Source organism: Pseudomonas sp. GM25 (genome assembly GCF_000282255.1).
GTDB lineage: Bacteria > Pseudomonadota > Gammaproteobacteria > Pseudomonadales > Pseudomonadaceae > Aquipseudomonas > Aquipseudomonas aphyarum.
In genome coordinates, this window is record NZ_AKJQ01000033.1 from 80,364 (window position 1) to 106,548 (window position 26,185).

A 26,185-nucleotide genomic window follows, 5' to 3' on the forward strand; every position below is an offset into this window, starting at 1 on the left:
GAGGCTGAAGGGATAAGTCGTGGATCAGTGGCCGGGCGCCGTTTGCCGCCAAGCCTGGGAACGGCGCAGCAAGCCGCGCGAAGCCCACGCCAGCAGCAAGGACACGCCCGCCGAGGTGAACAGAATCAGGGTCGACATCGCCGCCGCGCCGCCGACGTTGCCGGCGTCATCCATGTTCAGCACCGCCACCGCCGCGAGGATGGTGTCGGGGCTGTAGAGGAAGATCGCGGCGGACACGGTAGTCATGGCCGAGACGAACAGGTAGCGCACGATGTCCAGCAGCGCCGGCAGGCAGATCGGCACGGTGACCCGCAGGTAATGCCGGTACAGCGGCGCCTTGAGCGACAGCGCGGCAGCTTCGAACTCGGCATCGAGCTGACGCAGCGCGGTGGTGGCAGTCATCTGCGCAGTGGTCAAATAGTGAGCAATGGTGCAGACGATCAGCAGGGTCATGGTCCCGTACAGCACGTGCAGCGGGTTGCCGGTCAGGTTGAAGAAGAAGACGTAACCCAGACCCAGCACCAGCCCCGGCACCGCCATCGGTACGAAACTGAGCATGCGCAGCGTCAGATTCAGCCCGCGCTGGCTGCGGGTCTTTTCCATCAGGTAGGCGCCCGTGAAGATCAGCACACTGCCAATCAGCGCCGTGCCCAGCGCCATCTTCAAACTGTTTCCGTAGGCCAGCCAGCCACCGCCAGCGGTCTCGTTGAACTGGTAGTGGTTGAGCGACAGCGACAGGTTGTACGGCCAGAACTTCACCAGCGACGAGAACACCGCCATGCCGAACACCAGCAGCAACGCGGCGCTGATCAGCAGGACCACGCTGAGATAAAAGGCATCGCGCTTCTTCGACGGTGCCGGTTTGAACACCTGAGCGCGGCCGCTCATCGAGTCGCCGTGACGGCGACGCAGCCAGGCATCGACGCCGAAGCTGAACAGCGCCGGCAGCAGCAGAACCATGCCGATCAACGCGCCGCGACCGAACTGCTGTTGGCCGACCACCGCTTTGTAGGCTTCCAGCGCCAGCACCTGGTAGTCGCCACCGACCACCACCGGCACACCGAAATCGGTGATGGTCAGGGTGAACACCAGACAGAACGCGGCGAACACAGCCTGGCGGGTCGCGGGCCAAGTGATGCTGCGGAAGGCCTTTGCCGGACTGGCGCCCATGCTCGACGCGGCGTCGAACAGTCGCGCATCCGCCAGCGACAGGGCTGACAGCAAAATCATCAAGGCGTGTGGGAAGGTGTAGATCACCTCACCCAGAACAATCCCCCAGAAACCGTAGATGTTGTCCGACAGCAGCCCGCGCAACATGCCCTGATTGCCGAACAGATAGACCAGCGCGATCCCCGGCAGCATCGACGGCGCCATCAGCGGCAGCAGGGAGATTCCGCGCCAGATGCCTTTTGCGGGAATCATCGTGCGCTGCAAGGCGTAGGCAAACAGGTAGGCCAGCGGTACGACGATGGCCGCAACGCTGAGGGAAACTTTCAGGCTGTTGCCGAGCAGCCAGTGGAAATTGTCACTGGTCACCAGTTCTTTCGCGGCGAGCCAGCCACCGCCCTGCCCGGCTTCGCTGCTGAAGCCGCGCCAGAAGATCGCCAGCAAGGGCAAGAGCACCGCGACGCCGAGCAATACCAGCAGCAGGAGTTTGCCGCCGAGGACGAAGATCCGGTCGCCGACCTCGGCCCCGGACACCTGCCGCGCCTGCTTTTGCGGTAGCGGCAGTGCGAGGTTGCTGTTCATCAGGCAAACACCTGCAGGCTGCGTGGCGGCAAGGCGACCATGATCTGCTGGGCGCCGAGGCGCGGCATGGCTTCCGGCGCCAGTTCGGCGAGCAAGGCGTGGCCGGGCAATTGATCGAGCTCGAAGCTCATGCGGCAGCGGTTGCCGAGGAAAGTGATCTCGCGGACCTTGGCCGGAAACAGGTTTTCCTCGTGCACCAACGGATTGACGTTGATCGCTTCCGGGCGGCAGAACAGCCGGCCCGACGGGCTGTGGACGCTGCCGTCGGCCAGGCGCAGGTTCATCCCGCCGACCTTGGCGTGGCTGTCGCTGCTGCGCTGGAACGGCAGCCAGTTGCCCTGGCCGACGAACTCGGCCACGAACGGCGTGGCCGGACGGTTGTAGATTTCCTGCGGGGTGGCGTACTGCTCGACCTTGCCGTTGTTCATCACGGCGATGCGGTCGGCCATCAGCATGGCTTCGTCCTGATTGTGGGTGACCATCAGGGTGGTGATGCCGAGGTTGCGTTGCAGCTGGCGCAGTTCAGTGCACAGATGCTCACGAACCCGGGCGTCGAGGGCCGACATCGGTTCGTCGAGCAACAGCAGCGACGGCGCCGGTGCCAGAGCCCGGGCCAGTGCCACCCGTTGCTGCTGGCCGCCGGACAACTGGCCCGGGTACTTTTTCTCACTGCCGGTGAGGCCGACCAGTTCCAGCATCTGACCAACACGACGGCGCACTTCGTCGCGACCGCTGCCGGCAAGACCGTAGGCAATGTTCGCTTCGACAGTCAGATTGGGAAACAGCGCGTAGGACTGGAACAAGATGCCGTAGTCCCGAGCCTGCGGGGCGAGGTGGGAAACGTCGCGCTCGCCGAGGTACAGCTCGCCGCTATCCTGCTTTTCCAGACCGGCGATGCAACGCAGCAGCGTGGTCTTGCCACAGCCCGACGGGCCGAGCAGGCAAACGAGCTCACCAGCCGCGACATCGAGGGAGACGTTATCCAGCGCAGTGAAGGCGCCGAAGCGCTTCTGCACGCCGCGCACTTTCATCGGTGCGCCGGGGTTGGTCAGGGCAGTTGCGATTGCAGGGTTCATGGACAGGCCTCATCAAGCAGATGAGACGAATCCTAGAGTTGTAATGCGTCGGTCATATGGCAACAAGGCAAAATCGACCGATAGTGGTATTCAAGGATTTTGGTTCACCGCGGATCGCGGATCGTTCCCACGCTCTGCGTGGAAATGCAGCCCGGGACGCTCCGCGTCCCAAGAGCGGACGCAGAGCGTCCAATGAGGCATTCCCACGCAGAGCGTGGGAACGATCATTACGATCAAGCCGGGGACATTTCCTGCGCCAGTCCGAGAAACGCTGCCGGCAAGCGCGCATTCTTGCGCTCCTTGAGGCAGTAGAGGTATTCGGGAATCTGCGGCGCATTCTCCAGGGTCAGCACCCGCAACTGCGGATCATGCGGCACTTCCTGGCGGGCAATGATGCTGATACCGATATTGCGCAACACCGCCTCGCGGATCGACTCGCGGCTGCCGATCTCCAGCAACGGGCCGAAACTGACCCCGGCGCTGGCCAGCAATTCTTCGGTGAGGCGACGGGTGGTCGAGCCGGATTCGCGCATCAGCAAGGTATGCCCGGCCAATGCACTCAGCGTCACATGGTCGTGCGCCGCCAGCGGATGATTGCGATGCACCGCCAGCACCAGCGGATCGCTGCCCAACACCCGACGGATCAGCCGTGCATCGTCGAGCAACTGCGAGGATGCTGCGACATCCACCCGGTAATCCTCCAGCGCTTCGAGCACTTGCTGTGAATTACCGATTTCCACCGAGACTTCTACTTGCGGCAAGCGCTCGCGGAAGGTCTTCACCAGATCGAGGATGTAATACGGCGCGGTGGCGGCAATGCGCAGCGTGCCCTGCACCTGGCCGCTGTTACGCAGGAAGAATTCGATATCGGCTTCCTGCTGTAACAAGGCTTTGACCATCGGCAACAGCCGCGCGCCTTCGTCGCTGACACTCAGGCGCCGGCCGCCGCGGTAGAACAGCTCCACCGAATACTGGCTTTCCAGATTGCGGATCTGGGTGGTGACAGTCGGTTGGCTGAGGCCGAGCTTTTTCGCCGCCAGCGTGATGCTGCCCAGGCGGGCCACCATGTAAAACGCTTTCAGCTCGGCACTCAGCACAACCGCCCCTCTTCCTCTATTTGCGCAACAGGCGCAAACCGTTGAACACCACCAGCAGGCTCACGCCCATGTCGGCAAACACCGCCATCCACATGGTGGCGAGCCCGGCGAAGGTTACCCCAAGAAAGATCGCTTTGATCACCAGCGCCAGCGCGATGTTCTGTTTCAGAATAGCGGCGGTATGGCGCGACAGGCTGATGAAGGCCGGAATCTTGCGCAGATCGTCGTCCATCAGGGCGACATCGGCGGTTTCGATCGCCGTGTCGGTGCCGGCCGCCGCCATGGCGAAACCGATCTCGGCCCGAGCCAGTGCCGGTGCATCATTGATGCCGTCACCGACCATGCCGACCCGACGGCCCTGCGCGTACAGGTCTTCGATGGCCTGCAATTTGTCGGTCGGCAGCAAATCGCCCTTGGCCTGATCGATCCCGACCTGCGCCGCAATCGCCTGCGCGGTGTGGACGTTGTCGCCGGTCAGCATCAGGGTTTTCACGCCCAGTTCGTGAAGTTGGCGGATCGCCTCGCGGCTGGTTTCCTTGACCGTGTCGGCCACGGCAAACAGCGCCAGCGGGCCGGAACTATCGAGCAGCAACACCACGGACTTGCCCTGTTTCTCCAGCGCGAACAGTTTTTCTTCCAGTTGCGGCGAGCACAGGCCCAGTTCTTCAACCAGACGATGGTTGCCCAAGTGGTAGACCTGACCATTGACCTCACCTTTTACCCCACGGCCGGCCAGCGCTTCGAAGTTATCCACAATCAGCGCTGCGAACCCCTTATCCACAGCCGCATTGGCTATGGCCAGCGACACCGGGTGATCGGAGCGCCCGGCCAGCGCGGCGGCAATCGCCGGGGCCGTGGCGTCGGCGGTCGGGTCGAGGGACAGGTAATCGGTCTGCACCGGTTTGCCGTGGGTGATGGTGCCGGTCTTGTCGAGGGCCAGATAGTCGAGCTTGAAACCGCCCTCCAGGTACACGCCGCCCTTGACCAGTATGCCTTTGCGCGCCGCCGCCGCGAGGCCGCTGACGATGGTCACAGGAGTGGAAATCACCAGCGCACACGGGCAAGCGACCACCAGCAGCACCAGCGCACGGTAGATCCAGTCGAACCACGCAGCACCCATGAACAGCGGCGGGATGATCGCCACGGCCAGGGCCAGAACGAAGACCACCGGGGTGTAGATTTTCGAGAACTGATCGACGAAGCGCTGAGTCGGCGCCCGCGCGCCTTGCGCCTGTTCCACGGCGTGGATGATCCGCGCCAGAGTCGAATTGTTCGCCGCTGCCGTCACCGCGTATTCCAGTGAACCCGCTTGGTTGATGGTGCCCGCAAAGACCTTGTCGCCAACGGTTTTTTCCACTGGCAGGCTTTCGCCGGTGATCGGCGCCTGATCGATAGTCGAACTGCCGCTGACAACTTCACCGTCCAGCGCGATACGCTCGCCAGGTTTTACCCGCACGCGGGCGCCGAGATCGATGCTTTTGACGTCCAGTTCGACCCAGTTACCGTCCGCCTGCAACACGGTCGCCTGCTCCGGCGTCATCTGCATCAGGCCGCTGATGGCGTTGCGCGCGCGATCCAGCGAGCGCGCTTCGATCAACTCGGCCACGGTGAACAGGAACATCACCATCGCCGCTTCCGGCCATTGGCCGATCAACACGGCGCCGGTCACGGCGATGCTCATCAGTGCATTGATGTTGAGGTTGCGGTTCTTCAGGGCGATCCAGCCCTTCTTGTAAGTGGTGAGGCCGCCGCTGAGGATGGAGATCAGCGCGATGATCGCCACCACCCAGGTCGGGGCGGCGCTGGTGAAGTGGATCACTTCGGCAGCGAGCGCACCGACGCCGGACAGCGCCAGCGGCCACCAGTGTTTTTTCACCGGCGCCGGCGTTGGCGCGTCGACGCCCGCCTCCAGCGGCTCGGCCTGCATGCCGAGGGATTTGATCGCGTCGATGATCGGCGCGGTGTCCGGCAGATTGTGGGTCACGCCGAGCACGCGGTTGATCAGGTTGAATTCCAGCTGCTGGATCCCGGCCAGTTTGCCGAGCTTGTTCTGGATCAGCGTCTGTTCGGTCGGGCAGTCCATCGCCTCGATGCGGAAGCTGCTCAGCCGGGCGTCGGCACTTTTTGCCTCGCTCAGTTGCACCAGTGAAGGCGCGGCGGCTTTCGACGAGCAGCAGGCGTCTGCACTCGAATGAGCCGGCGCAGGCGTAACGGTTTTCGACCCGCAGCAGGAATCGCCGCCGTGGGCATGTTTATGCACAGGCTGCAGTTTGTGACTGTGATCGTGCCCGTCGCCGGGCTTGTGGGTGTGCAGGGAATCGCTCATTGGTCGCGTCCATGAAGGTGCCTGTTGCCAAGTAAAGACCCTGTAGCCACTATAGGGTCAAGCACCCTTTTGGAGATTGCCGTCATGAAGATCGGAGAACTGGCGAAACAGACCGATTGCGCCGTGGAAACCATCCGCTACTACGAGCGTGAAAACCTGCTGCCGGAACCGGCCCGCAGCGACGGCAACTACCGCGTCTACACCCAGGCCCACGCCGAGCGCCTGACCTTCATCCGCAACTGCCGCACCCTCGACATGACCCTCGAAGAAATCCGCAGCCTGCTCGCCTTGCGCGACAGCCCGCAGGACCAGTGCGAAAGCGTGAATGCGCTGATCGACGAGCATATCCAGCACGTCAAGGCGCGGATCGATGGGTTACTGGCATTGCAGACGCAACTGCTCGACCTGCGCCAGCGCTGTGGCGAGGGGCCGGAAGCGGATCAGTGCGGGATTTTGCAGCGGCTGGAGGTGAGTGGCGGGGTTGTGGCGGCGGAGGTTGAGCATTCGCATGTGGGCCGCAGTCACGGGCACTAACGATTGACGCTCGTTCCCATGCTCCGCGTGGGAATGCCGCCATGGACGCTCCGCGTCCAAAGTGACGCGGAGCGTCACGGGATTCATTCCCACGCAGAGCGTGGGAACGATCCTGCCGACTAGACCGCCATCGGCGCAGTCATCGGCGCATGGTGCTCGTAGCCTTCCAGCGAGAAGTCGCTCGGCTCCACCAGCTCCAGCCATTCCGGCTGGTACGCACCCGTCTTGGCAAACTCCGGCACGCGGTCCGAAATCTTCAGTTTCGGCATGGCGAACGGCTCGCGCTTGAGCTGTTCGTTGAGCATGTCCAGGTGGTTTTCGTAGACGTGGGCGTCACCGATGAAATAGGTGAACCAGCGCGGCGTGTAGCCGGTCAGGCGACCGATCAGGCTCAGCAGCGCGGCGCCTTCGGTGAGATTGAAAGGTGTGCCCAGGCCCAGGTCGTTGGAGCGGATGTAGAGGGTCAGAGAAATCTCTTTGGTCTCGACATTCGGGTGGAACTGGTACAACAGATGGCACGGCGGCAGGGCCATTTCATCGAGTTGGGCGCAGTTCCAGCCATGGAACAGGATGCGGCGGCTGCCCGGGTCCTTGATGATCGTGTCGATGCACTGGCGCACCTGATCGATGGCTTTGTACAAGACCACGTAGGCCTGGCCGTCTTCTTCGCCCTGGGCAATCTGCTTGTAGCCATTGCTCAAGGTTTGCTCGATGGCCGCCGTGTTGCTCAGCGGGATCTGCTTGTATGCCGGCCATTTGCGCCATTGCACGCCGTAGATTTCGCCGAGATCGTCTTCGCCCTGGCGGAACGGATTGGCCAGCCACTGAGCGTTTTCGTTGGCGTTCTGATCCCAGACCTTGCAGCCCAGTGCACGGAATTCGGCGGCGTTGTTCACGCCACGAAGAAAGCCGCACATCTCGCCGATGGCCGATTTAAAGGCCATCTTGCGGGTGGTGATCGCCGGGAAACCTTCCTGCAGATCGAAGCGCAGCATGGCGCCCGGAAAGCTGATGGTGTTCACGCCAGTACGGTTGGCCTGTTTGGTGCCGTTGTTGATGACGTGCGACACCAGATCGAGATATTGCTTCATGAGTTACCTGTGTCCTTGAGCCCCGGCAAACGGCGCCGGGGTTCGAATATTTAAGCTGTCGGTGCAACCGGCGCCGCCGGGGCGCGGTGGTAGGCCAGCCAGATCAGGAACAGCCCGCCGATGATCATCGGTACGCAGAGTACCTGACCCATGGTCAGCCAGTTCCAGGCCAGATAGCCCAGTTGCGCGTCCGGCACGCGGACGAATTCGACGATGAAACGGAAGATGCCATAGAACAGCGCGAACATGCCCGACACCGCCATGGTTGGCCGCGGCTTGCGCGAGAACAGCCAGAGGATCAGGAACAGCGCCACGCCTTCGAGCGCGAACTGGTACAGCTGCGACGGGTGACGCGGCAGTTGCGCCGGGTCGCTGAACGGTGGGAACACCATGGCCCACGGCACGTCGGTGGCCTTGCCCCACAGCTCGGCGTTGATGAAGTTGCCGATGCGTCCGGCGCCCAGACCGATCGGCACCATCGGCGCCACGAAGTCCATCAGCTGGAAGAACGACTTGCCGTTACGCTTGCCGAACCACAACGCGGCCAGCATTACGCCGATGAAACCGCCGTGGAACGACATGCCGCCCTTCCACACTTCGAAAATCAGCGTCGGGTTGGCGATGTAGGCGCTCAGGTCGTAGAACAGCACATAGCCCAGACGCCCGCCGACAATCACCCCCATCGACAGCCAGAACACCAGATCGGAGAGTTTTTCCTTGGTCCAGGTCGGGTCGAAACGGTTGAGCCGGCGCGATGCCAGCAGCCACGCGCCGCCGATGCCGACCAGGTACATCAGGCCGTACCAGTGGATTTTCAGCGGACCGATGGCCAGGGCCACCGGATCGATCTGCGGGTAAGGCAGCATTGCGACTCCTCGTTAGCATTCAAATCTTCAAAAATTCCCGGGCGACGCTGTCACCTCAGGATTAAGCCAGGATTGCGACCGGCCAAAACAGACGGCTCAGAACAGAAAGCTCAGGCCCACGCAAAACAGCAAAGCCGCGAACAGCCGTTTCAGCAACTTCGGCGACAACCTGTGCGCCAGCCGCGCGCCGAGACGGGCGAACACCATGCTGGTCAGGGCAATGCCCAGCAGCGCCGGCAGATACACAAACCCGAGACTATGGGCCGGCAGCAACGGATCATGCCAGCCCAGAATCATGAAACTTATTGCACTGGCCACAGCAATCGGCAGACCGCAGGCCGACGAGGTCGCCACCGCCTGCTGCATCGGCACGCTGCGCCAGGTCAGGAACGGCACGGTCAGCGAGCCGCCGCCAATCCCGAAAATCGCCGAGGCCCAGCCGATCACACTGCCGGCCATGGTCAGACCGAGTTTGCCGGGCACCGTTCGGCTGGCCTTGGGTTTGACGTCCAGCGCCAGCTGCGCCGCGATCACCAGGGCGAACACACCGATGATTTTTTGCAGGTTGGGCCCGGAGATCGCTTCGGCGGTCAGCGCCCCGAAACCGGCGCCGAGCAGGATGCCGACGGTCATCCACTTGAAGATCGGCCAGCGCACGGCGCCGCGTCGATGGTGTTCACGCACGGCATTGACCGACGTGAAGATGATCGTCGCCAGGGACGTGCCGACCGCCAGATGGGTCAGGATCGACGGATCGAAGCCCTGCAAGGTGAAACTGAACACCAGCACCGGGACGATGATGATCCCGCCGCCCACCCCGAACAGCCCGGCCAATACGCCCGCACAGGCGCCCAGCGCCAGATAGAGCAGAAATTCCATGACTGCCTCCCAAGGCGCATCCCCAAAACCGGAGCGGCATGGTAACGGATGGATACCCTTCGGCTCCACTGGCGATGGATGCACGGACGATGTCTGCGTAGAGTGGGCAAAAAACACACAAGGACCACCTTATGTGCCTGATTGTTTTCGCCTGGCGACCGGGGCATGCCCAGCCGCTGATCGTCGCGGCCAACCGCGACGAATTCTACGCCCGGCCCAGCTTGCCGCTGGGGCAGTGGCCCGAGTCGCCGCACGTTCACGCCGGTCGCGATCTTGAGGCCGGGGGCACCTGGCTCGGTCTTGGTGCCAACGGTCGTTTTGCGGCGCTGACCAACATTCGCGATCCCCATCAGCCGCCGGCGCGACGCTCTCGGGGCGAGTTGGTGGCGGGTTTTCTGACCGGAAACCTGTCGATCGATGACTATTTGTCCGACGTTGTCGCCCGTTCGCCGGAATATGCCGGCTTCAACCTGCTGCTGGGCAATGCCAACGAGCTGTGGCACTTCAATGCGCGGTCTTCGGAACCGGTGATGTTGCAGCCTGGCGTTTATGGCCTGTCCAACGCAGGGCTGGACACGCCGTGGCCGAAACTGCTCAAGGCCAAGACGGCATTGAGTGCGGTGCTGGATGATCCGCAGCCCGAGCGGTTGTTGGCTTTATTGAGCGATGCCCAGACGGCTCCGTTTGCTGACCTGCCGGACACCGGCGTGGGCCTGGCGACCGAGTCGTTGTTGTCGAGTGTGTTTATTGCCAGCCAGAGCTATGGGACTCGGGCGAGTACGGCGTTGATTGTGCAGGCGGACGGGACGCGGCGGATGGTGGAGCGCAGTTTTGGGCCGTATGGCGGGCATCTGGGGGAAGTGGAGATCAACCTATGAAGATCGCAGCCCGAAGGCTGCGATCTTGTCTTTCTAGAGGGGTTTGACCGCCGCCGGATTGACCATCTTCGCCAACCCAAGGTTCTTCAGCGCCAGTTGCAGCGAGCTGTGGATAACCTGCGGGTTGTCGATGGTCATCAGTTCCGCCAGCAGATCCTTGGCCTTGCTCAGGTTGATCTGACGCAGCATCCATTTCACCTTCGGCAGGTTGGTGGCGTTCATCGACAGGCTGTCAAAACCCATCGCCATCAACAGCACCGCTGCTGCCGGGTCACCGGCCATCTCGCCGCAGATGCTCACCGGCTTGCCTTCGGCATGGGCGTCGCGCACTACGGTTTGCAGGGCTTGCAGCACCGCCGGGTGCAGGTAGTCGTAGAGATCGGCCACCCGTGGGTTGTTGCGGTCCACCGCCAGCAAGTACTGGGTCAGGTCGTTGGAGCCGACCGACAGGAAGTCCACCATCCGCGCCAGCTCTTTGGTCTGGTAAACCGCCGCAGGAATTTCGATCATCACGCCCACCGGCGGCATCGGCACGTCGGTGCCTTCGTCGCGCACTTCGCCCCAGGCCCGGTGGATCAGGTGCAGCGCCTCTTCGAGCTCGTGGATGCCGGAGATCATCGGCAGCAGGATCCGCAGGTTGTTCAGGCCTTCGCTGGCCTTGAGCATCGCGCGGGTCTGCACCAGGAAGATTTCCGGGTGGTCGAGGGTGACGCGGATCCCGCGCCAGCCGAGGAACGGGTTGTCTTCCTTGATCGGGAAGTACGACAGCGACTTGTCGCCGCCGATGTCCAGGCTGCGCATGGTCACCGGTTGCGGGTGGAATGCGGCAAGCTGCTCGCGGTAGATCGCCAGTTGTTCCTTCTCGCTCGGGAAGCGCTGGTTGATCATGAACGGCACTTCGGTGCGGTACAGACCGACACCTTCGGCGCCACGCTTCTGTGCCCGCGCCACATCGGCCAGCAGGCCGGTGTTGACCCACAGCGGCATGCGGTGGCCATCGAGGGTCACGCACGGCAGGTCGCGCAGGGAGTCGAGACCCAGCGCCAGTTGTTTCTCTTCTTCCACCACCTCGGCGAACTGCTTGATCAGCACTTCGCTCGGGTTGGTGTAGATTTCGCCCTTGAGCCCGTCGACGATCATCGGAATGCCATCGACCTTGGCGTATGGCAAGTCGACTACACCCATCACCGTCGGGATACCCATGGCCCGGGCCAGGATCGCGACGTGGGAGTTACCCGAACCGAGCACCGACACCAGACCGACCAGCGTGCCTTCCGGCACCTCGCCGAGCATCGCCGGCGTCAGTTCTTCGCTGACCAGAATGGTCTTTTCCGGGTAGACCAGGTTCTGCTGACGCTCTTCCTGCAGGTAGGCGAGCAGGCGGCGGCCCAGGTCCTTGACGTCCGACGCCCGCTCACGCAGGTACTCGTCGTCCATCAAATCGAAACGGTTGACGTGATCGGTCACGACCTGACGCAACGCGCCCTGGGCCCACTGCCCGGTCTTGATCACGTTGGTGATTTCGCTGCCCAGCGAGGCATCGTCGAGCATCATCAGGTAGACGTCGAACAGCGCGCGCTCTTCCGGACGTAACTGGGTCGCCAGTTTGGCCGACAACGCACGCATGTCGGCGCGCACGCCTTCGATGGCGGTCTTGAACAGCGCCAGTTCCGCGTCGATGTCGGTGATGGTCTTGTCCGGCACCACGTCCAGATCCGCCGGTGGCAGCATGACCACCGCGGTACCGACCGCCGCGCCCGGCGAACCCGGCACGCCGACGAACTTGGCTTCCTGGATGCCCTTGCCCTGACGGCCCAGGCCACGGATCGAGCCGGTGGCCTCGGCGTGGGCGATTACGCCCGCGAGCTGCGCGCTCATGGTCACGAGGAAGGCTTCTTCACCTTCATCGAACTGGCGGCGTTCTTTCTGCTGGATGACCAACACGCCAACGACGCGGCGGTGGTGAATGATCGGCGCCCCGAGGAACGAGGCGTAGCGCTCTTCGCCGGTTTCGGCGAAGTAGCGGTAGCGCGGGTGATCCGCGGCGTTTTCGAGGTTCAGGGGTTCTTCACGCGTGCCGACCAGGCCGACCAGACCTTCGTTGGGTGCCATGCTGACCTTGCCGATCGAGCGCTTGTTCAAGCCCTCGGTGGCCATCAGCACGAAGCGGTTGGTCTCTGGATCAAGCAGGTAGACCGAGCAGACCTGGCTGCCCATGGCCTCTTTGACGCGCAACACAATAATCCCCAACGCCGCCTTGAGATCCTTGGCGGAGTTAACTTCCTGGACGATCTTGCGCAGCGTATTGAGCATGGCTCGGGGTCGAACTCCGTCGTCAGTCGCGCGCTAAAAGGCGCGGGGCAAGCTCTTTGAGAGCGCGGCGATACACTTCGCGCTTGAATGTCACCACCTGGCCCAACGGATACCAATAACTGACCCAGCGCCAGCCATCGAACTCCGGTTTACCGGTCAAATCCATCCGCACCCGCTGCTCGTTGGAGATCAGGCGCAGGAGAAACCATTTCTGTTTCTGGCCGATGCACAGCGGTTGGCTGTGGGTTCGCACCAGACGTTGCGGCAAACGATAGCGCAACCAGCCCCGGGTGCAGGCCAGTATTTCAACATCTTCGCGTTCCAGGCCAACTTCTTCGTTCAGCTCGCGGTACAAGGCGTCTTCCGGCGTCTCCTCGGGATTGATTCCCCCTTGCGGAAACTGCCAGGCATCTTGATTGATACGGCGAGCCCATAGCACCTGGCCGGCGTCATTCGTCAGAATGATCCCGACATTAGGGCGGAAACCATCGGGGTCGATCACGGCAACAACCTCGCAAACGCATGTCGCCGCATTGTTCCACAAAGGTTGTGAAGGCGGCAACGAAGGTTCCGAGCTTATGTGCACTCTTGTGAAAAGACCGTATTCTTGTGGCCTTTTTACTGACTTTTCAGCGGGTAACTGCAATGCGCCTGGCTTTATTCGATTTGGACAACACCCTTCTGGGCGGCGACAGCGATCACGCCTGGGGCGATTATCTGTGCGAACGCGGCTTCCTCGACCCGATCGCCTACAAGACGCGCAACGACGAGTTCTATCAGGATTACCTGGCCGGCAAACTGGATAACGCGGCCTACCTGAACTTCTGCCTGGAAATTCTCGGCCGCACCGAGATGGCCGTGCTTGAGCAATGGCACAACGACTACATGCGCGACTGCATCGAGCCGATCGTGCTGCCGAAGGCGCTCGAGTTGCTGAAAAAGCACCGTGATGCCGGCGACAAACTGGTGATCATCACCGCCACCAACCGCTTCGTCACCGCGCCGATTGCCGTGCGCCTGGGCGTTGAAACCCTGATCGCTACCGAGTGCGAGATGCAGGACGGCCGCTACACCGGGCGCAGCACCGATGTGCCGTGCTTCCGCGAAGGCAAGGTGACGCGCCTGAACCGCTGGCTGGAAGAAACCGGGCATTCGCTGGAGGGCAGCTATTTCTACAGCGACTCGATGAATGACCTGCCGCTGCTGGAGCAGGTGGCGAATCCGGTGGCAGTCGACCCGGATCCGAACCTGCGGGCCGAGGCTGAGAAGCGTGGCTGGCCGGTGATCAGTCTGCGCGACTGACTACGCCTTCGTCGGAACGCCGCCCGGAGCAAGCCCGCTCCCACATTGGATCTGTGTCGCACACAAATCCAATGTGGGAGCGAGCCTGCTCGCGATGGGATCGACTCGGTCCAGAGTCTTAAACCGGCTTGGCGCCCATCAACCCGGCAATCGCTATAAAGCAGACCAGCCCGAACAACGCCAGCCCCAGACTGAACCGGCCCACGCCGCCCGGCGCCTTGCGCAACCGGTTCAAACGCACCAGCAGCCAGAACCACGCCAGCGCCGCTACGGTGTAGAGCACGCTCGAGGCCAGAATCCACGTCTGCCCCAGCGGCCAGCCCACCAGATGCACCATCCACCAGCCAGTGAACGGCATGCTCACCAGCGCCAGCACGATCAACAGCCAGACAAACAGCCATGGCCGCTGCAACGTGCGGCTGCCCGCCGTCGCGTCACCGTTGCGCCGTGCGCGCCAGACCCAGATTCCCAGGCCCAGCGCACCGAGCAACAGCACCGCAGTCGCCAGCATGTGCGCCGCTTTCAGGGCGGTTAACGTTTCCATGATCCGATTTCCTTATGGCCTGCCCATCAGCGTAGCCGTTCAGCCAAGAAACAGCTGATAGGCCGGGTTGTCGCTTTCGTCCCAGTACGGGTAGCCGATTTCCTCAAGGGCTGCGGGCACCAGATGACGTTCGTCGTGAGGCACTTGCAGACCGGCGACCACACGGCCATCCGCCGCACCGTGGTTGCGGTAGTGGAACATCGAGATGTTCCAGCGCCCGCCGAGCTTGTTGAGGAAGTTGAACAGCGCGCCCGGACGCTCCGGGAACTCGAAGCGCAGCACCACTTCATCGACCACGTGCGCTGCGCGCCCGCCGACCATGTGACGGATATGCAGCTTGGCCAGTTCGTTGTCGGTCAGGTCGAGCACCGGGAAACCCTGCTCGGTCAGGCTCGCCAGCAGCGCACTGCGCGGGTCGTTGTCCGGGTGGGTCTGCACGCCGACGAAGATGTGCGCTTCGCTGCCATTGTTGTAGCGGTAGTTGAATTCGGTGATCTGGCGCTTGCCGATGGCCTCGCAGAACGCCTTGAAGCTGCCGGCCTTCTCCGGGATGGTCACGGCGATGATCGCTTCGCGGCCTTCACCCAGCTCGGCGCGCTCGGCGACGTGGCGCAGGCGGTCGAAGTTGACGTTGGCCCCGGAATCGATGGCCACGAAGGTCTTGCCGCTGACACCGCGCTGCTCGACGTACTTCTTGATCCCGGCCACGCCCAGGGCGCCGGCCGGTTCGGTGATCGAGCGGGTATCGTCGTAGATGTCCTTGATCGCCGCGCAGATTTCATCGGTGCTGACGGTGATCACTTCATCGACGTAATCCTTGCAGATGTCGAAAGTGTGCTGGCCGATCTGCGCCACCGCCACGCCGTCGGCGAAGATGCCCACGGCCGGCAGTACCACGCGCTCGCCTGCGGCCATTGCCGCTTGCAAGCAGTTGGAGTCATCGGGCTCGACGCCGATGACCTTGATGTCCGGGCGCAGGTATTTCACGTACGCCGCGATGCCGGCGATCAGACCGCCACCGCCCACCGGAACGAAGATCGCGTCCAGTGGCTGCGGGTGCTGGCGCAGGATTTCCATCGCCACGGTGCCCTGCCCGGCAATGGTGTGCGGATCGTCGTACGGGTGGATGTAGACGTAGCCTTTTTCATCGACCAGTTTCAGCGAGTAGGCCAGGGCTTCCGGGAAGGAATCGCCGTGCAGCACCACCTTGCCGCCACGTGAGCGCACGCCTTCGACCTTGATCTCCGGGGTAGTCTTGGGCATCACGATGGTCGCTTTCACGCCCAGCACTTTCGCCGCCAGGGCCAGGCCCTGCGCATGGTTGCCCGCCGACGCGGTGACCACGCCGCGAGCGCGCTCTTCGTCGCTCAACTGGGTCAGCTTGTTGTAGGCGCCGCGAATCTTGAACGAGAACACCGGCTGCAAGTCTTCGCGCTTGAGCCAGATGTCGTTGCCCAGCCGCTCGGAGAGCTGGCGGGCGTTCTGCAGCGGGGTTTCTACGGCAACGTCATAAACGCGCGAGGTGAGGATCTTCTTGACGTACTGTTCGAGCATCGGAAAGCATCACTGGCGGTTGGGCGGGACCAGCGAGTCTAACCCGGCTTTCGGCCGGACGACCACACGAATGCAGAGGTTTTAGCCCGGCTTGAGGCTATAATGCCGGCCTTTCCGTTCTTACCTTGCCCGCTTCCGGAGCCCGCATGACCCAGGATCAACTCAAACAGGCCGTGGCCCAGGCCGCCGTCGACTTCATCCTTCCGAAACTCGACGACAAGAGCATCGTCGGCGTCGGCACCGGCTCCACCGCCAACTGCTTCATCGACGCCCTGGCCCAGCACAAGGGCGCGTTCGATGGCGCGGTCGCGAGCTCCGAAGCCACCGCCGCGCGCCTCAAGGGCCACGGGATTCCGGTGTACGAGCTGAACACCGTGAGCAACCTGGAGTTCTACGTCGACGGCGCCGATGAAAGCGACGAACACCTGAACCTGATCAAGGGCGGCGGCGCAGCCCTGACCCGCGAGAAGATCGTCGCGGCCGTGGCCCAGACTTTCATCTGCATCGCCGACGCCAGCAAACTGGTGCCGGTGCTCGGCGCGTTCCCGCTGCCGGTGGAAGTGATCCCGATGGCCCGCAGCCATGTGGCCCGCCAACTGGTGAAACTGGGCGGCGACCCGGTTTACCGCGAAGGCGTGCTGACCGACAACGGCAACATCATCCTCGACGTGCACAACCTGCAGATCACCAATCCGGTGGAGCTGGAAGCGCAGATCAACGCGATCGTCGGCGTGGTCACCAACGGCCTGTTCGCGGCGCGTCCGGCGGATCTGCTGTTGCTGGGTACCAGCGAAGGCGTGAAGACCCTCAAAGCTGAATAAACCAGGCTGCCACATATTTGTGGGCAGATGAAAAACCTGTGGGAGCTAGCTTGCTAGCGATAGCGGTGTGTCAGTCGACATGTTTGGCGACTGACCCTCCCTCATCGCGAGCAAGCTCGCTCCCACAGTGTTTTGTGGTGTTGGTTAATTCTGCGCAGGCTTCCTGAAGACATAAAACAGGTTCGGCTCGCTCACCAGATACAGCGTCCCGTCGTCATCCATCGCGATACCTTCCGCCTGCGGCACGGTTTTCTTCAGGCCCTGCCGGCCACCGCTCAACGACAGGGTGCTCAACGGGCGCCCGTCCACATCCAGTTCCAGAATCAGCCGCGACTCGTCGGACAGCGCCAGTAAATGGCCGCTGCGCTCGTCGTATTGCAGGCTCGACAGATCGCGCACGAACATCCCGGCATCGCGCTTGGGATTGTTGATCACGTGTACCGCGTAGGATTTTTCCGGGTTGAAGTGCGGAAAACCGTGCACTTCATAGATCAGCATCGGATCCCGCTCCTTGGCCACGAACAGGCGCTTGCCCACCGAGTCGTAAGCCAGGCCTTCAAAGCCCTTGTTGCCGCTCATGTGCACACCGAGGGTCATTTGCTCGGCGTCCGCCGCATCGAGGAACGTGGTGTCGTGTTCCAGGTGGATCTTGATCAGCCGTTGCTGGCGTTCATCGGTGATCACATAGGTGTCGGCGCTGATGAACTCCACCGCCTCGGGATCGCCGAAGCCGATCAAGGCGACACGGCGCAGGATCGCGCCGTCCAGCGACAGCTCGATCAGCTCGGCATTCTTGTTGGTGACCGTGAACAGACTCTTGCGCACCGGATCGTAGGTCAGCGCCGAGACATCGTCGTTCAGCCCGTCGATGACTTTCGCCTCGATCTCTACCCGATATTGGTCCAGCCCGATGGCCTCGCTGCTCATCGGCTGCCAGAGCGTATGCAGGTTGAACCAGGCACGCTCGAACAGTCGCATGTATTGCCCGATCGCAATCAACGCGATCAGGGCAATCACCAACAGGATGATAAATAGAGGCTTGGGACGGGCAAGTCGACGCATTCGGGCAGGCTCGGAGTCAAAACAGGCGGATGAAATATCACGCCTGTCTGAACTGAAGCTTAATGGCCACTTGCCTCAAGCCACAACTGCACAGATCTGCAATTGCTGTAGGAGTCGTTACTTCTGCTTTTCGAAGCGGTAGAACAGGTTCGGCTCGCTGACCATGTACAGCGTGCCGGCCTCGTCCATGGTCACGCCTTCAGCGCGGGGAATGGTTTTCTTCAAACCGTTGAAACCGCCGAGCAGGGTCATGAAGCTGACCTGTTCGCCCTTCTCGTCCAGTTCCAGCAGCAAATGCGAATCGGCGGACAACACCAGGGTGTGACCTGTGCGCGGATCAATCGACAGAGCCGAAAGGTTGCGCAGGTCCAGTTCGTCGCTGTCGAGTTTCTGCTTGTCGCCCTTGAGCGTCTGGCTGCCGTCGCTTTTCCAGGTGAACAGCGCAGGCGGACGCTCTTCGCCCAGAAGCAGTTGCTGGTTGCGGGCGTCCCAGGTGATGGCTTCGAAGGCCTTGTTCTGGTCTTTCGACGGGCCGAGGTCGTATTTCGGGAAATCGTCGCGCTTCAGTTCGCGGGTCTCGGCATCAACCTTGACGATGGAGAGCATGTGCTCGCGCTCGTCGACAATCGCCATCAAGCCATTTTCCATCACGGTCAGGCCTTCCGGATTGCTCCAGCCCACCAGCGGCATCTTGCGCAGCACGTCACCCTGCAGGGTCAGTTCGACCAGGAAAGGATTCTTGCCCATCACCGAAAACAGGGTTTTGGTCTGCGGGTTATAGGAGAGGTCCGAAGCTTCGTCCTTTTCCATGCCCGGCAGCAGCTTGGCGTCGATGACCACCCGGTAGTCCGGGAGCCAGACGCTTTCCTGTTTCTCGGCCGGGCTTTCGAAACGCTCCAGCACCCACAACAGGCCACGGTCATCCCAATGCATGGCAAACGCTAGCCCGTACGCAGCCGCGGCTGCCAACAAAAGCCAGGAATACCAACGCAGGGCGAAACGTGAACGGCGGGCGGGTTTGAGCTGAGTTTGAGATGACATCGAAGGACGCGTTCCGAAAATTCAGGCTACGGGTAATAGCACAAAGAGGCCGGCTCAGACGCCAGAATGACCGGAATTATCCGGACAAAATGTGAAAAAAACGGCAAATGGCCGGAATGCCTTATGTGTTTGCGAGCTGCAACACAAAAACAAATGTGGGAGCGAGCTTGCTCGCGAATACGTCAGGTCAGTCGACATCGTCGTTAACTGATCTACCGCATTCGCGAGCAAGCTCGCTCCCACAGTTTTACTCAGAGTTGCAGTCAGCGAACGCTGCTGGTGAAGCGACTGGCGCCCGGCAGTTCCAGCACGATCTCATCGCCAACGTTCAGCGGGCCGACGCCCACCGGCGTGCCGGTCAGGATCACGTCACCGGCCTGCAGCGAGAAGCAGCCGGCCATGTGCTGGATCATCGGCACGATCGGGTTGAGCATTGCGCTGCTGTTGCCGTCCTGGCGCACTTCGCCGTTGATGGTCAGGCGGATGCCGATGTCGGTCAGGTCGGCAAAGGTGCTGCCCACCACGAACGGCGCAATCACCGCCGCGCCGTCGAACGACTTGGCAATTTCCCACGGCAGCCCCTTGGACTTGAGCTCGGCCTGCTTGTCGCGCAGGGTCAGGTCCAGCGCCGGGGCGAAACCGGAGATCGCGTCCAGCACTTCTTCACGGCTCGGCTTGGTCGACAGTGGTTTGCCGATCAACACGGCGATTTCCGCCTCGTAATGCACGGAGCCACGCTCGGTCGGAATGCTGAAACCGCCTTCCAGCGGCACCACGCAACTGCCGGGCTTGATGAACAGCAACGGCTCGGTAGGTACCGGGTTGTCCAGTTCCTTGGCGTGTTCGGCGTAGTTACGGCCGATGCACACCACTTTCCCCAGCGGAAAATGAATCCGCGTACCGTCGACATACTGGTGCTGATAGCTCATTACCGACTCCTGCCTTCATTGATTCATCAGGGATTGCCAATCAAACCGCGAAGATCTTGCCCGGGTTCATGATGCCGTTCGGGTCGAACACCGCCTTGACCGCTTTCATGTATTCGATTTCCACCGGCGAGCGGCTGTAGGTCAAGTAGTCGCGCTTGGTCATGCCCACGCCGTGTTCAGCGGAAATCGAACCGTTGTACTTCTCGACGGTTTCGAACACCCACTTGTTGACGGCGGCGCACTTGGCGAAAAACTCGTCCTTGCTCAGGTTGTCCGGCTTGAGGATGTTCAGGTGCAGGTTGCCGTCGCCGATATGGCCGAACCAGACGATTTCGAAATCCGGGTAATGTTCGCCGACGATCGCGTCGATTTCCTGCAGGAACGCCGGGACTTTCGAGACGGTGACCGAAATGTCGTTCTTGTACGGTGTCCAGTGGGAGATGGTTTCGGAGATGTACTCGCGCAGCTTCCACAGGTTCTGCAACTGGGTTTCGCTCTGGCTCATCACGCCGTCCAGCACCCAACCCTGCTCCACGCAATGCTCGAAGGTTTCCAGGGCGGTGTTGGCCACTTCTTCGGTGGTCGCCTCGAATTCCAGCAAGGCATAGAACGGGCAGTCGGTTTCGAACGGCGCCGGAACATCACCACGGCCCATGACCTTGGCCAGGGCCTTGTCGGAGAAAAATTCGAACGCGGTCAGGTCGAGTCGACCCTGAAAGGCGTGCAGCACCGGCATGATCGAATCGAAATCGGCGGTGCCGAGGACCATCGCGGTCAGGTTTTTCGGCGAGCGATCCAGGCGCATGGTGGCCTCGACCACAAAACCGAGAGTGCCTTCGGCGCCGATGAACAGCTGGCGCAGGTCATAACCGGTGGCGTTCTTGATCAGGTCTTTGTTGAGTTCCAGCACATCGCCCTTGCCGGTCACCACTTTCATGCCCGCCACCCAATTGCGGGTCATGCCGTAGCGAATGACCTTGATTCCGCCGGCATTGGTGCCGATGTTGCCGCCAATCTGGCTGGAACCGGCCGAAGCGAAGTCCACCGGGTAATACAAGTCATGTTCTTCGGCGGCGTTCTGCAATTGTTCGGTGACCACGCCCGGCTGACAGACGGCGGTGCGGTCGGTCAGGTTGATATCCAGAATCTGATTCATGTAGTCGAACGACACAACCACTTCGCCATTGGCGGCCACGGCCGCGGCGGAAAGACCGGTGCGCCCGCCCGACGGCACCAGCGCCACTTTATGTTCGTTGGCCCAGCGGACGACGGCCTGCACCTGCTCGATGGTCTTGGGGAACACAATGGCGCTGGGCGCCGGGGCGAAGTGCTTGGTCCAGTCCTTGCCGTAAGCGTTCAGGGAGTCGGCATCGGTCAGGACTTTGCCAGGCTCGACCAGGGTCTTCAGTTCATCAATCAGGGCAGGATTGGTCATCGACGGAACTCTCGAACAATTCATGGTCATCCTGAGAACGCTTCACGTCGCAGGAATGAGTGTTTAGCGGGGTGGCTATGCTAGCATACCGACCCCGCAGGCCAGTGCCCAAGGCCGGTTCTGCGGTGACGGCTTTCTTGTCGTCCAGGTCAATGTCTGTTGACCATTTCCTGCCATTTTTCTCCGGGATACAGGTTTACGCAGATGAGCAAGACTTCTCTCGATAAGAGCAAGATCAAGTTCCTTCTTCTCGAAGGCGTCCACCAATCGGCTGTCGACGTCCTCAAGGCGGCGGGCTACACCAGCATCGAATACCTGACAGGCTCCCTGCCGGAAGCCCAGCTCAAGGAAAAGATCGCTGACGCTCACTTCATCGGCATTCGTTCGCGCACCCAACTGACCGAAGAGATCTTCGATCACGCGAAGAAGCTGGTCGCGGTCGGCTGTTTCTGCATCGGCACCAACCAGGTTGACCTGGAAGCGGCCCGCGAGCGCGGTATCGCCGTGTTCAACGCGCCGTACTCCAACACCCGCTCCGTTGCTGAGCTGGTGCTGGCCGAAGCGATCCTGCTGCTGCGCGGCATCCCTGAGAAAAACGCTTCCTGCCACCGTGGCGGCTGGATCAAGTCCGCAGCCAACTCCTTCGAGATCCGTGGCAAGAAACTGGGCATCGTCGGCTACGGCTCGATCGGTACTCAGCTGTCGGTCTTGGCTGAAGGCCTGGGCATGCAGGTGTTCTTCTACGACACCGTGACCAAGCTGCCACTGGGCAACGCGACCCAGGTCGGCAACCTGCACGAACTGCTGGGCATGTCCGACATCGTCACCCTGCACGTTCCGGAAACCGCTGCGACCCAGTGGATGATCGGCGAGAAGGAAATCCGCGCCATCAAGAAGGGCGGCATCCTGATCAACGCTGCACGCGGCACCGTGGTCGAGCTGGATCACCTGGCCGCTGCGATCAAGGACAAGCACCTGATCGGCGCCGCCATCGACGTGTTCCCGGTCGAGCCGCGCTCCAACGACGAAGAGTTCGAAAGCCCGCTGCGTGGCCTGGACAACGTGATCCTGACCCCGCACATCGGCGGTTCCACCGCTGAAGCGCAGGCCAACATTGGCCTGGAAGTGGCAGAAAAACTGGTCAAGTACAGCGACAACGGTACTTCGGTATCGTCCGTGAACTTCCCGGAAGTGGCCCTGCCGGCTCACCCTGGCAAGCACCGCCTGCTGCACATCCACGAGAACATCCCGGGTGTGATGAGCGAGATCAACAAGGTCTTCGCCGAAAACGGCATCAACATCTCCGGTCAGTTCCTGCAGACCAACGAGAAGGTCGGCTACGTGGTGATCGACGTCGACGCCGAGTACTCGGAGCTGGCGCAAGAGAAGCTGCAACACGTCAACGGCACCATCCGTAGCCGCGTGTTGTTCTGATCAAGCGTTGAGCGACAAAAAAGGGAGCCTTCGGGCTCCCTTTTTCATGCACGCGAAAACGTCATTCGACGTTGACGGTGATCTTCTTCGACACGATCGGTGGATCGAACGCCATGTGGCCGCTGTCACCCAGCTCCAGCTGCAGGGTGTGCTTGCCCGGCGCGAGCTTGATGTCGGCCTGGGTCTGCGCCTTGCCGAAGTGCATGTGGTTGGCGTCGGTCGGCACGACGGAGCCGGCCGGAACGATTTCCTTGGCATCGATCAGCAGATGGTGATGACCGGTGTTCTTGGTGACGTCACCGGCCGGTGCCAGCGCGATGTCCTTTACACCGAACTTGACCGTGAAGGTCTGCGGAACCGTGGCTCCGTCCTCGGGAGAAACGATGAACACTTCGGCGCCCTTCGGTGCCGGTGTGGCCGCACTGGCCAGTACCGAAACACCCATCAGCACACCGGCCAACGCTGCACGTGACATAAAGCTTTTCATTTTCTTCTCCAGTTTTTCCGTAAAATCCGCACGGTCATGACAACTTCATGACCATTCGTTGTCGAAGGCACTCGACAACCATAGCAAAGCGAGCCTGGAAAACAGGCCGATATCGATTTCAAAGGAGTGACCATGCGTTTTCTGCCTGGCCTGATCTGCCTGCTTCCCCTTCTGAGCCCTCTGGCTCACGCCGAACTGATTGATGACGTCTACGACCGAGGCGAGTTGCGCATAGCCCTTGAGGCTAATACACCGCCCTTCAATTTCAAGGACGGCGACACGCTCACGGGGTTCGAGGTCGAGCTTGGGCAACTGCTGGCCAACGAACTGGATGTGCGCGCCGACTTCATCGTCACTGACGAAGCCGATCTGCTCCAGGGCGTTGAAAGCGGCAAGTACGACGTCGCGCTCAACCACATAGCACTGACCCCGGAACTCAAGGATCGTTTCGACGTGAGCGAGCCTTACACGCAGGTCAATGCGCGATTGCTGGCGAAAAAAGATGAGCAACCCCGGCCGTTGGTGCTGGTGCAGGCGCTGACGGAAGAGAAACCGAAGGTCCTTCCGCCGGTGGATCTGGCGATTCCGTTTCAGAAGGGTAACCCGGCGTTTCACGCGAGCCTGGAGAATGCCTTGCAGCGGATCAGGGCGGATGGACGGCTGGAGGCGTTATCGAAGAAGTGGTTGAGTGTGCAGGCTACGGAAAACTGAAGTGAGCGTGACTAGTCAAGCAAGTTGAGGGCCTGTGCGGCTTGCGGCAGTTCGAGTTCGCTGAAGACCTGTACGCCATGGCGCTTCAGCAACGCGGCGGTAACGCCCTCGCCACTCACCTTCACCCCACTGAACGTCCCGTCATAGGTCAACAGATTCCCACACGAAGGACTGTTGGCCTTGAGCACCGCCACCCGAATCCCGTGCTTCTGCACCAGCGCCAGCGCCTGCCGCGCGCCGTCGAGAAACTGCGCACTGACATCTTCGCCCTCGGTGGTGATCACCGAGGCGAGTCCGTCCAGCACTTCGCTGCCCTGCCCGCCCGGAATCTCTGCCGCTGCCCGTGGCGTCGGCAAACCACCGGCGACTTCCGGACACAGCGGCACTACGCGCCCTTCGGCAATCCACTGTTCCAGCAGATCGAACGGCCCGCTGGCCCCACCGTCGTAACGCACGCGATGGCCCAGCAGGCAGCGACTGACCAGAATCCTGTGCATCTCAGAACGGCTCGTTGCCACGGCGGCGGAACCAGCCTGTCAGCGACAGCCGCTCGCGGCTGGCTGGCAACACTTCATGAGGGACTTCGCCGGAGAGAAACACCACCAGACAACCGCCCGTAGGCTGTACGTCATGAACGCGGTCATTCTCCAGGTACATGCGCAGCTGCCCGCCATCCTCCGGCAGCCAGCCGTCATTGAGGTAGATCACCGCCGAAACCATGCGCCGGTCATCGTCGCGGAAACGGTCGACATGCTTGCGATAGAAAGCACCCGGCGGATACAGGGCGAAGTGGCACTCGAAGTCTTCCAGCCCCAGGAACAGGCCCCGGTTGAGCGCCTCGCGCAGGCTGTCCATCAGGTTCAGGTAGCGGTCACTGGCCTCGGCCTGACCGGGGTCGATCCATTGGATATGGTCGCCACGAATCCCCTCGCGGATCTCCGAAAACGGGCCACGTCCGACCCCCGCCGGCGCCAGTTCACCTTCGGCGTCACGTTTGCGGCACTCGGCCGCCAGTGCGCGGGTCAAATCCGCAGGCAGGAAAATGTTCTGCTGCGACCAGCCGCGCTCGGCCAGGTCGTCGACGATACGTAACAGCAGCGGGTGATCAGAGGATATTTGCATGGCGCGCATAGTATGCCTGCGGCAAGAAATCCGACAGAGCCACGCGGCGGCTTGATACGAATTCTCGACAAGTACTGGCACCGCACGGAGAATAGTCGGCTGCCGACAGGAGTCCTTATGCGCCGTTTGCTTTTTTCACTGTTGATGTTCTGCGTTTTGCCCGCCTGGGCGGACGGCCACGACCAGTTGTACAAGGTCGCCGGCTGGCCAGAACAACGCGCGCATTTCAACGACGCCCTGAGTGCCGCGCAGCAGCGTTACCAGAACAGCCTGCCGCCGGCGGTGTTTCAGGCGCTGGTGAACAACAGCAACCAGCGCTTCGCCCCTCAGGCCGTGGATCAACGCGCCGAAGCGCAACTGCGTAAGAACCTCGCCGATCCGAAACCGGCCCTGTCGTTCTTTCAGTCTCCGTTGGGCAAGAAGATCGTCGCCGCCGAACTGCTGGCGACCCGCCGCGATCAACTGGCAAAAAACGCCAAGGGCCTGCCGAAGATGCCGGCCAGCGACAGTCGTTTGCTGATCATTGGTCACCTCGCCCAAGCCTTGCCCGCCCGTGAAGCCGGTGCCGAAGTCAGCCTGGCGATTGCCGGCGTGGCGGCGGACAGCCTGAGTTCGATGATCCCCGGCCTGCTCGGCGGCGGTCAGGCCCAGGGCATGTTGAATGGTCAACGCCAGCGTCTGATGGATCAGATCGGTGCCGATCTGAACAACACGCTGCTGTACGTCTATCGCGACCTGTCGGATGAAGAACTGGAAGAGTTCGCGACCTTTGCCGAATCCACCGAAGGCAAGGCCTACTATCAGGCCGCACTGGCAGCAATCCGCGCCGGGCTGGCCGTGGGCCAGAGCACCTCGAACCTGAATCAATAGATCTCTGCTGCCTGACCGACCGCCTTCGCGAGCAAGCTCGCTCCCACAAAGGATTGCGATCTAT

General features: G+C 61.8%; 25 protein-coding genes. 7 read left to right on the plus strand and 18 right to left on the minus strand.

Going from position 1 to position 26,185, the window contains the following annotated elements; translation table 11 throughout:
- Positions 1 to 24: 24 nt before the first annotated feature.
- The 4 genes from PMI24_RS10080 to PMI24_RS10095 form a co-directional block, all read right to left on the minus strand.
- On the minus strand, positions 25 to 1,749 hold the full coding sequence (locus PMI24_RS10080) for a putative 2-aminoethylphosphonate ABC transporter permease subunit (protein ID WP_007953449.1): 1,725 nt from the start codon (positions 1,747 to 1,749) through the stop codon (positions 25 to 27).
- Positions 1,749 to 2,825, minus strand: coding sequence for a putative 2-aminoethylphosphonate ABC transporter ATP-binding protein (locus tag PMI24_RS10085; RefSeq protein ID WP_007953451.1), 1,077 nt, complete (start codon positions 2,823 to 2,825; stop codon positions 1,749 to 1,751). The genes PMI24_RS10080 and PMI24_RS10085 overlap by 1 nt, the downstream gene beginning before the upstream one ends.
- Before the next feature lie 233 nt (positions 2,826 to 3,058).
- On the minus strand, positions 3,059 to 3,922 hold the full coding sequence (locus PMI24_RS10090; RefSeq protein ID WP_007953452.1) for a LysR family transcriptional regulator: 864 nt from the start codon (positions 3,920 to 3,922) through the stop codon (positions 3,059 to 3,061).
- A gap of 16 nt (positions 3,923 to 3,938) precedes the next feature.
- Entirely contained in the window at positions 3,939 to 6,248 is a 2,310-nt protein-coding gene (locus PMI24_RS10095) for a heavy metal translocating P-type ATPase (RefSeq protein ID WP_007953453.1), read from the minus strand.
- Between the two features lie 84 nt (positions 6,249 to 6,332).
- On the opposite strand from PMI24_RS10095, the gene cadR reads away from it, so the two are divergent.
- Positions 6,333 to 6,782: a Cd(II)/Pb(II)-responsive transcriptional regulator gene (gene cadR / locus PMI24_RS10100; RefSeq protein WP_007953454.1), complete on the plus strand. Its 450-nt coding sequence runs from the start codon at positions 6,333 to 6,335 to the stop codon at positions 6,780 to 6,782.
- A 119-nt stretch (positions 6,783 to 6,901) separates the two neighbouring features.
- On the opposite strand, the gene PMI24_RS10105 is transcribed toward cadR, so the two are convergent.
- The 3 genes from PMI24_RS10105 to PMI24_RS10115 form a co-directional block, all read right to left on the minus strand.
- On the minus strand, positions 6,902 to 7,873 hold the full coding sequence (locus PMI24_RS10105) for a thymidylate synthase (RefSeq protein ID WP_007953456.1): 972 nt from the start codon (positions 7,871 to 7,873) through the stop codon (positions 6,902 to 6,904).
- Between the two features lie 50 nt (positions 7,874 to 7,923).
- The gene (gene lgt, locus PMI24_RS10110; RefSeq protein WP_007953463.1) at positions 7,924 to 8,739 is read right to left on the minus strand and encodes a prolipoprotein diacylglyceryl transferase; all 816 of its coding nucleotides are present in this window, start codon (positions 8,737 to 8,739) and stop codon (positions 7,924 to 7,926) included.
- A gap of 96 nt (positions 8,740 to 8,835) precedes the next feature.
- A complete protein-coding gene (locus PMI24_RS10115; RefSeq protein WP_007953465.1) occupies positions 8,836 to 9,618 on the minus strand; it encodes a sulfite exporter TauE/SafE family protein in 783 nt (260 codons plus the stop codon).
- Between the two features lie 131 nt (positions 9,619 to 9,749).
- Between PMI24_RS10115 and PMI24_RS10120 the strand changes: the two genes are divergently transcribed.
- On the plus strand, positions 9,750 to 10,496 hold the full coding sequence (locus PMI24_RS10120; protein WP_007953468.1) for an NRDE family protein: 747 nt from the start codon (positions 9,750 to 9,752) through the stop codon (positions 10,494 to 10,496).
- A gap of 33 nt (positions 10,497 to 10,529) precedes the next feature.
- Here the strand turns inward: PMI24_RS10120 and ptsP are convergent, their stop codons facing one another.
- Both ptsP and PMI24_RS10130 read right to left on the minus strand, forming a co-directional pair.
- Positions 10,530 to 12,809 carry a phosphoenolpyruvate--protein phosphotransferase gene (ptsP, locus tag PMI24_RS10125; RefSeq protein ID WP_007953470.1) on the minus strand — a complete coding sequence of 760 codons (2,280 nt, stop codon included), beginning with the start codon at positions 12,807 to 12,809 and terminating at the stop codon, positions 10,530 to 10,532.
- 22 nt (positions 12,810 to 12,831) lie between these two features.
- Positions 12,832 to 13,311, minus strand: a complete 480-nt coding sequence (locus PMI24_RS10130) for an RNA pyrophosphohydrolase (RefSeq protein ID WP_003229203.1) — start codon at positions 13,309 to 13,311, stop codon at positions 12,832 to 12,834.
- Positions 13,312 to 13,454: 143 nt separating this feature from the next.
- Between PMI24_RS10130 and PMI24_RS10135 the strand changes: the two genes are divergently transcribed.
- The gene (locus PMI24_RS10135; RefSeq protein ID WP_007953472.1) at positions 13,455 to 14,111 is read left to right on the plus strand and encodes an HAD family hydrolase; all 657 of its coding nucleotides are present in this window, start codon (positions 13,455 to 13,457) and stop codon (positions 14,109 to 14,111) included.
- Between the two features lie 118 nt (positions 14,112 to 14,229).
- Here the strand turns inward: PMI24_RS10135 and PMI24_RS10140 are convergent, their stop codons facing one another.
- Both PMI24_RS10140 and ilvA read right to left on the minus strand, forming a co-directional pair.
- On the minus strand, positions 14,230 to 14,655 hold the full coding sequence (locus tag PMI24_RS10140) for a DUF2269 family protein (RefSeq protein WP_007953473.1): 426 nt from the start codon (positions 14,653 to 14,655) through the stop codon (positions 14,230 to 14,232).
- A gap of 39 nt (positions 14,656 to 14,694) precedes the next feature.
- Entirely contained in the window at positions 14,695 to 16,209 is a 1,515-nt protein-coding gene (gene ilvA / locus PMI24_RS10145; protein ID WP_007953475.1) for a threonine ammonia-lyase, biosynthetic, read from the minus strand.
- 146 nt (positions 16,210 to 16,355) lie between these two features.
- On the opposite strand from ilvA, the gene rpiA reads away from it, so the two are divergent.
- On the plus strand, positions 16,356 to 17,030 hold the full coding sequence (gene rpiA / locus PMI24_RS10150) for a ribose-5-phosphate isomerase RpiA (protein WP_007953476.1): 675 nt from the start codon (positions 16,356 to 16,358) through the stop codon (positions 17,028 to 17,030).
- Between the two features lie 144 nt (positions 17,031 to 17,174).
- Here the strand turns inward: rpiA and PMI24_RS10155 are convergent, their stop codons facing one another.
- The 4 genes from PMI24_RS10155 to PMI24_RS10170 form a co-directional block, all read right to left on the minus strand.
- Positions 17,175 to 18,092: an SdiA-regulated domain-containing protein gene (locus PMI24_RS10155; protein ID WP_007953479.1), complete on the minus strand. Its 918-nt coding sequence runs from the start codon at positions 18,090 to 18,092 to the stop codon at positions 17,175 to 17,177.
- Positions 18,093 to 18,209: 117 nt separating this feature from the next.
- Positions 18,210 to 19,133, minus strand: a complete 924-nt coding sequence (locus PMI24_RS10160; RefSeq protein WP_007953481.1) for an SdiA-regulated domain-containing protein — start codon at positions 19,131 to 19,133, stop codon at positions 18,210 to 18,212.
- A gap of 263 nt (positions 19,134 to 19,396) precedes the next feature.
- Complete coding sequence (locus tag PMI24_RS10165) at positions 19,397 to 20,062, minus strand: fumarylacetoacetate hydrolase family protein (protein WP_007953483.1); 666 nt, start codon at positions 20,060 to 20,062, stop codon at positions 19,397 to 19,399.
- Positions 20,063 to 20,102: 40 nt separating this feature from the next.
- A complete protein-coding gene (locus tag PMI24_RS10170) occupies positions 20,103 to 21,497 on the minus strand; it encodes an FAD-binding oxidoreductase (protein ID WP_045121710.1) in 1,395 nt (464 codons plus the stop codon).
- Positions 21,498 to 21,701: 204 nt separating this feature from the next.
- Here PMI24_RS10170 and serA point away from each other — a divergent pair, with 204 nt between their 5' ends.
- Complete coding sequence (gene serA, locus PMI24_RS10175) at positions 21,702 to 22,931, plus strand: phosphoglycerate dehydrogenase (RefSeq protein ID WP_007953487.1); 1,230 nt, start codon at positions 21,702 to 21,704, stop codon at positions 22,929 to 22,931.
- A gap of 61 nt (positions 22,932 to 22,992) precedes the next feature.
- Here the strand turns inward: serA and PMI24_RS10180 are convergent, their stop codons facing one another.
- Positions 22,993 to 23,418, minus strand: coding sequence for a DUF4399 domain-containing protein (locus PMI24_RS10180; RefSeq protein ID WP_007953489.1), 426 nt, complete (start codon positions 23,416 to 23,418; stop codon positions 22,993 to 22,995).
- 132 nt (positions 23,419 to 23,550) lie between these two features.
- Here PMI24_RS10180 and PMI24_RS10185 point away from each other — a divergent pair, with 132 nt between their 5' ends.
- Positions 23,551 to 24,129 carry a transporter substrate-binding domain-containing protein gene (locus tag PMI24_RS10185; protein ID WP_007953491.1) on the plus strand — a complete coding sequence of 193 codons (579 nt, stop codon included), beginning with the start codon at positions 23,551 to 23,553 and terminating at the stop codon, positions 24,127 to 24,129.
- 11 nt (positions 24,130 to 24,140) lie between these two features.
- Here the strand turns inward: PMI24_RS10185 and PMI24_RS10190 are convergent, their stop codons facing one another.
- Both PMI24_RS10190 and PMI24_RS10195 read right to left on the minus strand, forming a co-directional pair.
- On the minus strand, positions 24,141 to 24,626 hold the full coding sequence (locus PMI24_RS10190) for a DUF523 domain-containing protein (RefSeq protein ID WP_007953493.1): 486 nt from the start codon (positions 24,624 to 24,626) through the stop codon (positions 24,141 to 24,143).
- Position 24,627: 1 nt separating this feature from the next.
- Entirely contained in the window at positions 24,628 to 25,260 is a 633-nt protein-coding gene (locus PMI24_RS10195; protein WP_007953495.1) for a 2OG-Fe(II) oxygenase, read from the minus strand.
- A 108-nt stretch (positions 25,261 to 25,368) separates the two neighbouring features.
- On the opposite strand from PMI24_RS10195, the gene PMI24_RS10200 reads away from it, so the two are divergent.
- A complete protein-coding gene (locus PMI24_RS10200; RefSeq protein WP_007953496.1) occupies positions 25,369 to 26,121 on the plus strand; it encodes a DUF2059 domain-containing protein in 753 nt (250 codons plus the stop codon).
- The last annotated feature ends 64 nt before the right edge of the window (positions 26,122 to 26,185 follow it).

Bases quoted from the DNA above. Each gene is read 5' to 3' on its own strand.
- PMI24_RS10120 (WP_007953468.1), top strand. From the start codon at position 9,750: ATGTGCCTGATTGTTTTCGCCTGGCGACCGGGGCATGCCCAGCCGCTG.
- cadR (WP_007953454.1), top strand. From the start codon at position 6,333: ATGAAGATCGGAGAACTGGCGAAACAGACCGATTGCGCCGTGGAAACC.
- PMI24_RS10165 (WP_007953483.1), bottom strand. From the start codon at position 20,062: ATGAGCTATCAGCACCAGTATGTCGACGGTACGCGGATTCATTTTCCG.
- lgt (WP_007953463.1), bottom strand. From the start codon at position 8,739: ATGCTGCCTTACCCGCAGATCGATCCGGTGGCCCTGGCCATCGGTCCG.
- PMI24_RS10105 (WP_007953456.1), bottom strand. From the start codon at position 7,873: ATGAAGCAATATCTCGATCTGGTGTCGCACGTCATCAACAACGGCACC.
- PMI24_RS10085 (WP_007953451.1), bottom strand. From the start codon at position 2,825: ATGAACCCTGCAATCGCAACTGCCCTGACCAACCCCGGCGCACCGATG.
- PMI24_RS10140 (WP_007953473.1), bottom strand. From the start codon at position 14,655: ATGGAAACGTTAACCGCCCTGAAAGCGGCGCACATGCTGGCGACTGCG.
- serA (WP_007953487.1), top strand. From the start codon at position 21,702: ATGAGCAAGACTTCTCTCGATAAGAGCAAGATCAAGTTCCTTCTTCTC.
- PMI24_RS10185 (WP_007953491.1), top strand. From the start codon at position 23,551: ATGCGTTTTCTGCCTGGCCTGATCTGCCTGCTTCCCCTTCTGAGCCCT.
- PMI24_RS10200 (WP_007953496.1), top strand. From the start codon at position 25,369: ATGCGCCGTTTGCTTTTTTCACTGTTGATGTTCTGCGTTTTGCCCGCC.
- PMI24_RS10190 (WP_007953493.1), bottom strand. From the start codon at position 24,626: ATGCACAGGATTCTGGTCAGTCGCTGCCTGCTGGGCCATCGCGTGCGT.
- rpiA (WP_007953476.1), top strand. From the start codon at position 16,356: ATGACCCAGGATCAACTCAAACAGGCCGTGGCCCAGGCCGCCGTCGAC.
- PMI24_RS10195 (WP_007953495.1), bottom strand. From the start codon at position 25,260: ATGCGCGCCATGCAAATATCCTCTGATCACCCGCTGCTGTTACGTATC.
- PMI24_RS10095 (WP_007953453.1), bottom strand. From the start codon at position 6,248: ATGAGCGATTCCCTGCACACCCACAAGCCCGGCGACGGGCACGATCAC.
- PMI24_RS10170 (WP_045121710.1), bottom strand. From the start codon at position 21,497: ATGACCAATCCTGCCCTGATTGATGAACTGAAGACCCTGGTCGAGCCT.
- PMI24_RS10135 (WP_007953472.1), top strand. From the start codon at position 13,455: ATGCGCCTGGCTTTATTCGATTTGGACAACACCCTTCTGGGCGGCGAC.
- PMI24_RS10180 (WP_007953489.1), bottom strand. From the start codon at position 23,418: ATGAAAAGCTTTATGTCACGTGCAGCGTTGGCCGGTGTGCTGATGGGT.
- ptsP (WP_007953470.1), bottom strand. From the start codon at position 12,809: ATGCTCAATACGCTGCGCAAGATCGTCCAGGAAGTTAACTCCGCCAAG.
- ilvA (WP_007953475.1), bottom strand. From the start codon at position 16,209: ATGCTCGAACAGTACGTCAAGAAGATCCTCACCTCGCGCGTTTATGAC.
- PMI24_RS10115 (WP_007953465.1), bottom strand. From the start codon at position 9,618: ATGGAATTTCTGCTCTATCTGGCGCTGGGCGCCTGTGCGGGCGTATTG.
- PMI24_RS10080 (WP_007953449.1), bottom strand. From the start codon at position 1,749: ATGAACAGCAACCTCGCACTGCCGCTACCGCAAAAGCAGGCGCGGCAG.
- PMI24_RS10155 (WP_007953479.1), bottom strand. From the start codon at position 18,092: ATGCGTCGACTTGCCCGTCCCAAGCCTCTATTTATCATCCTGTTGGTG.
- PMI24_RS10160 (WP_007953481.1), bottom strand. From the start codon at position 19,133: ATGTCATCTCAAACTCAGCTCAAACCCGCCCGCCGTTCACGTTTCGCC.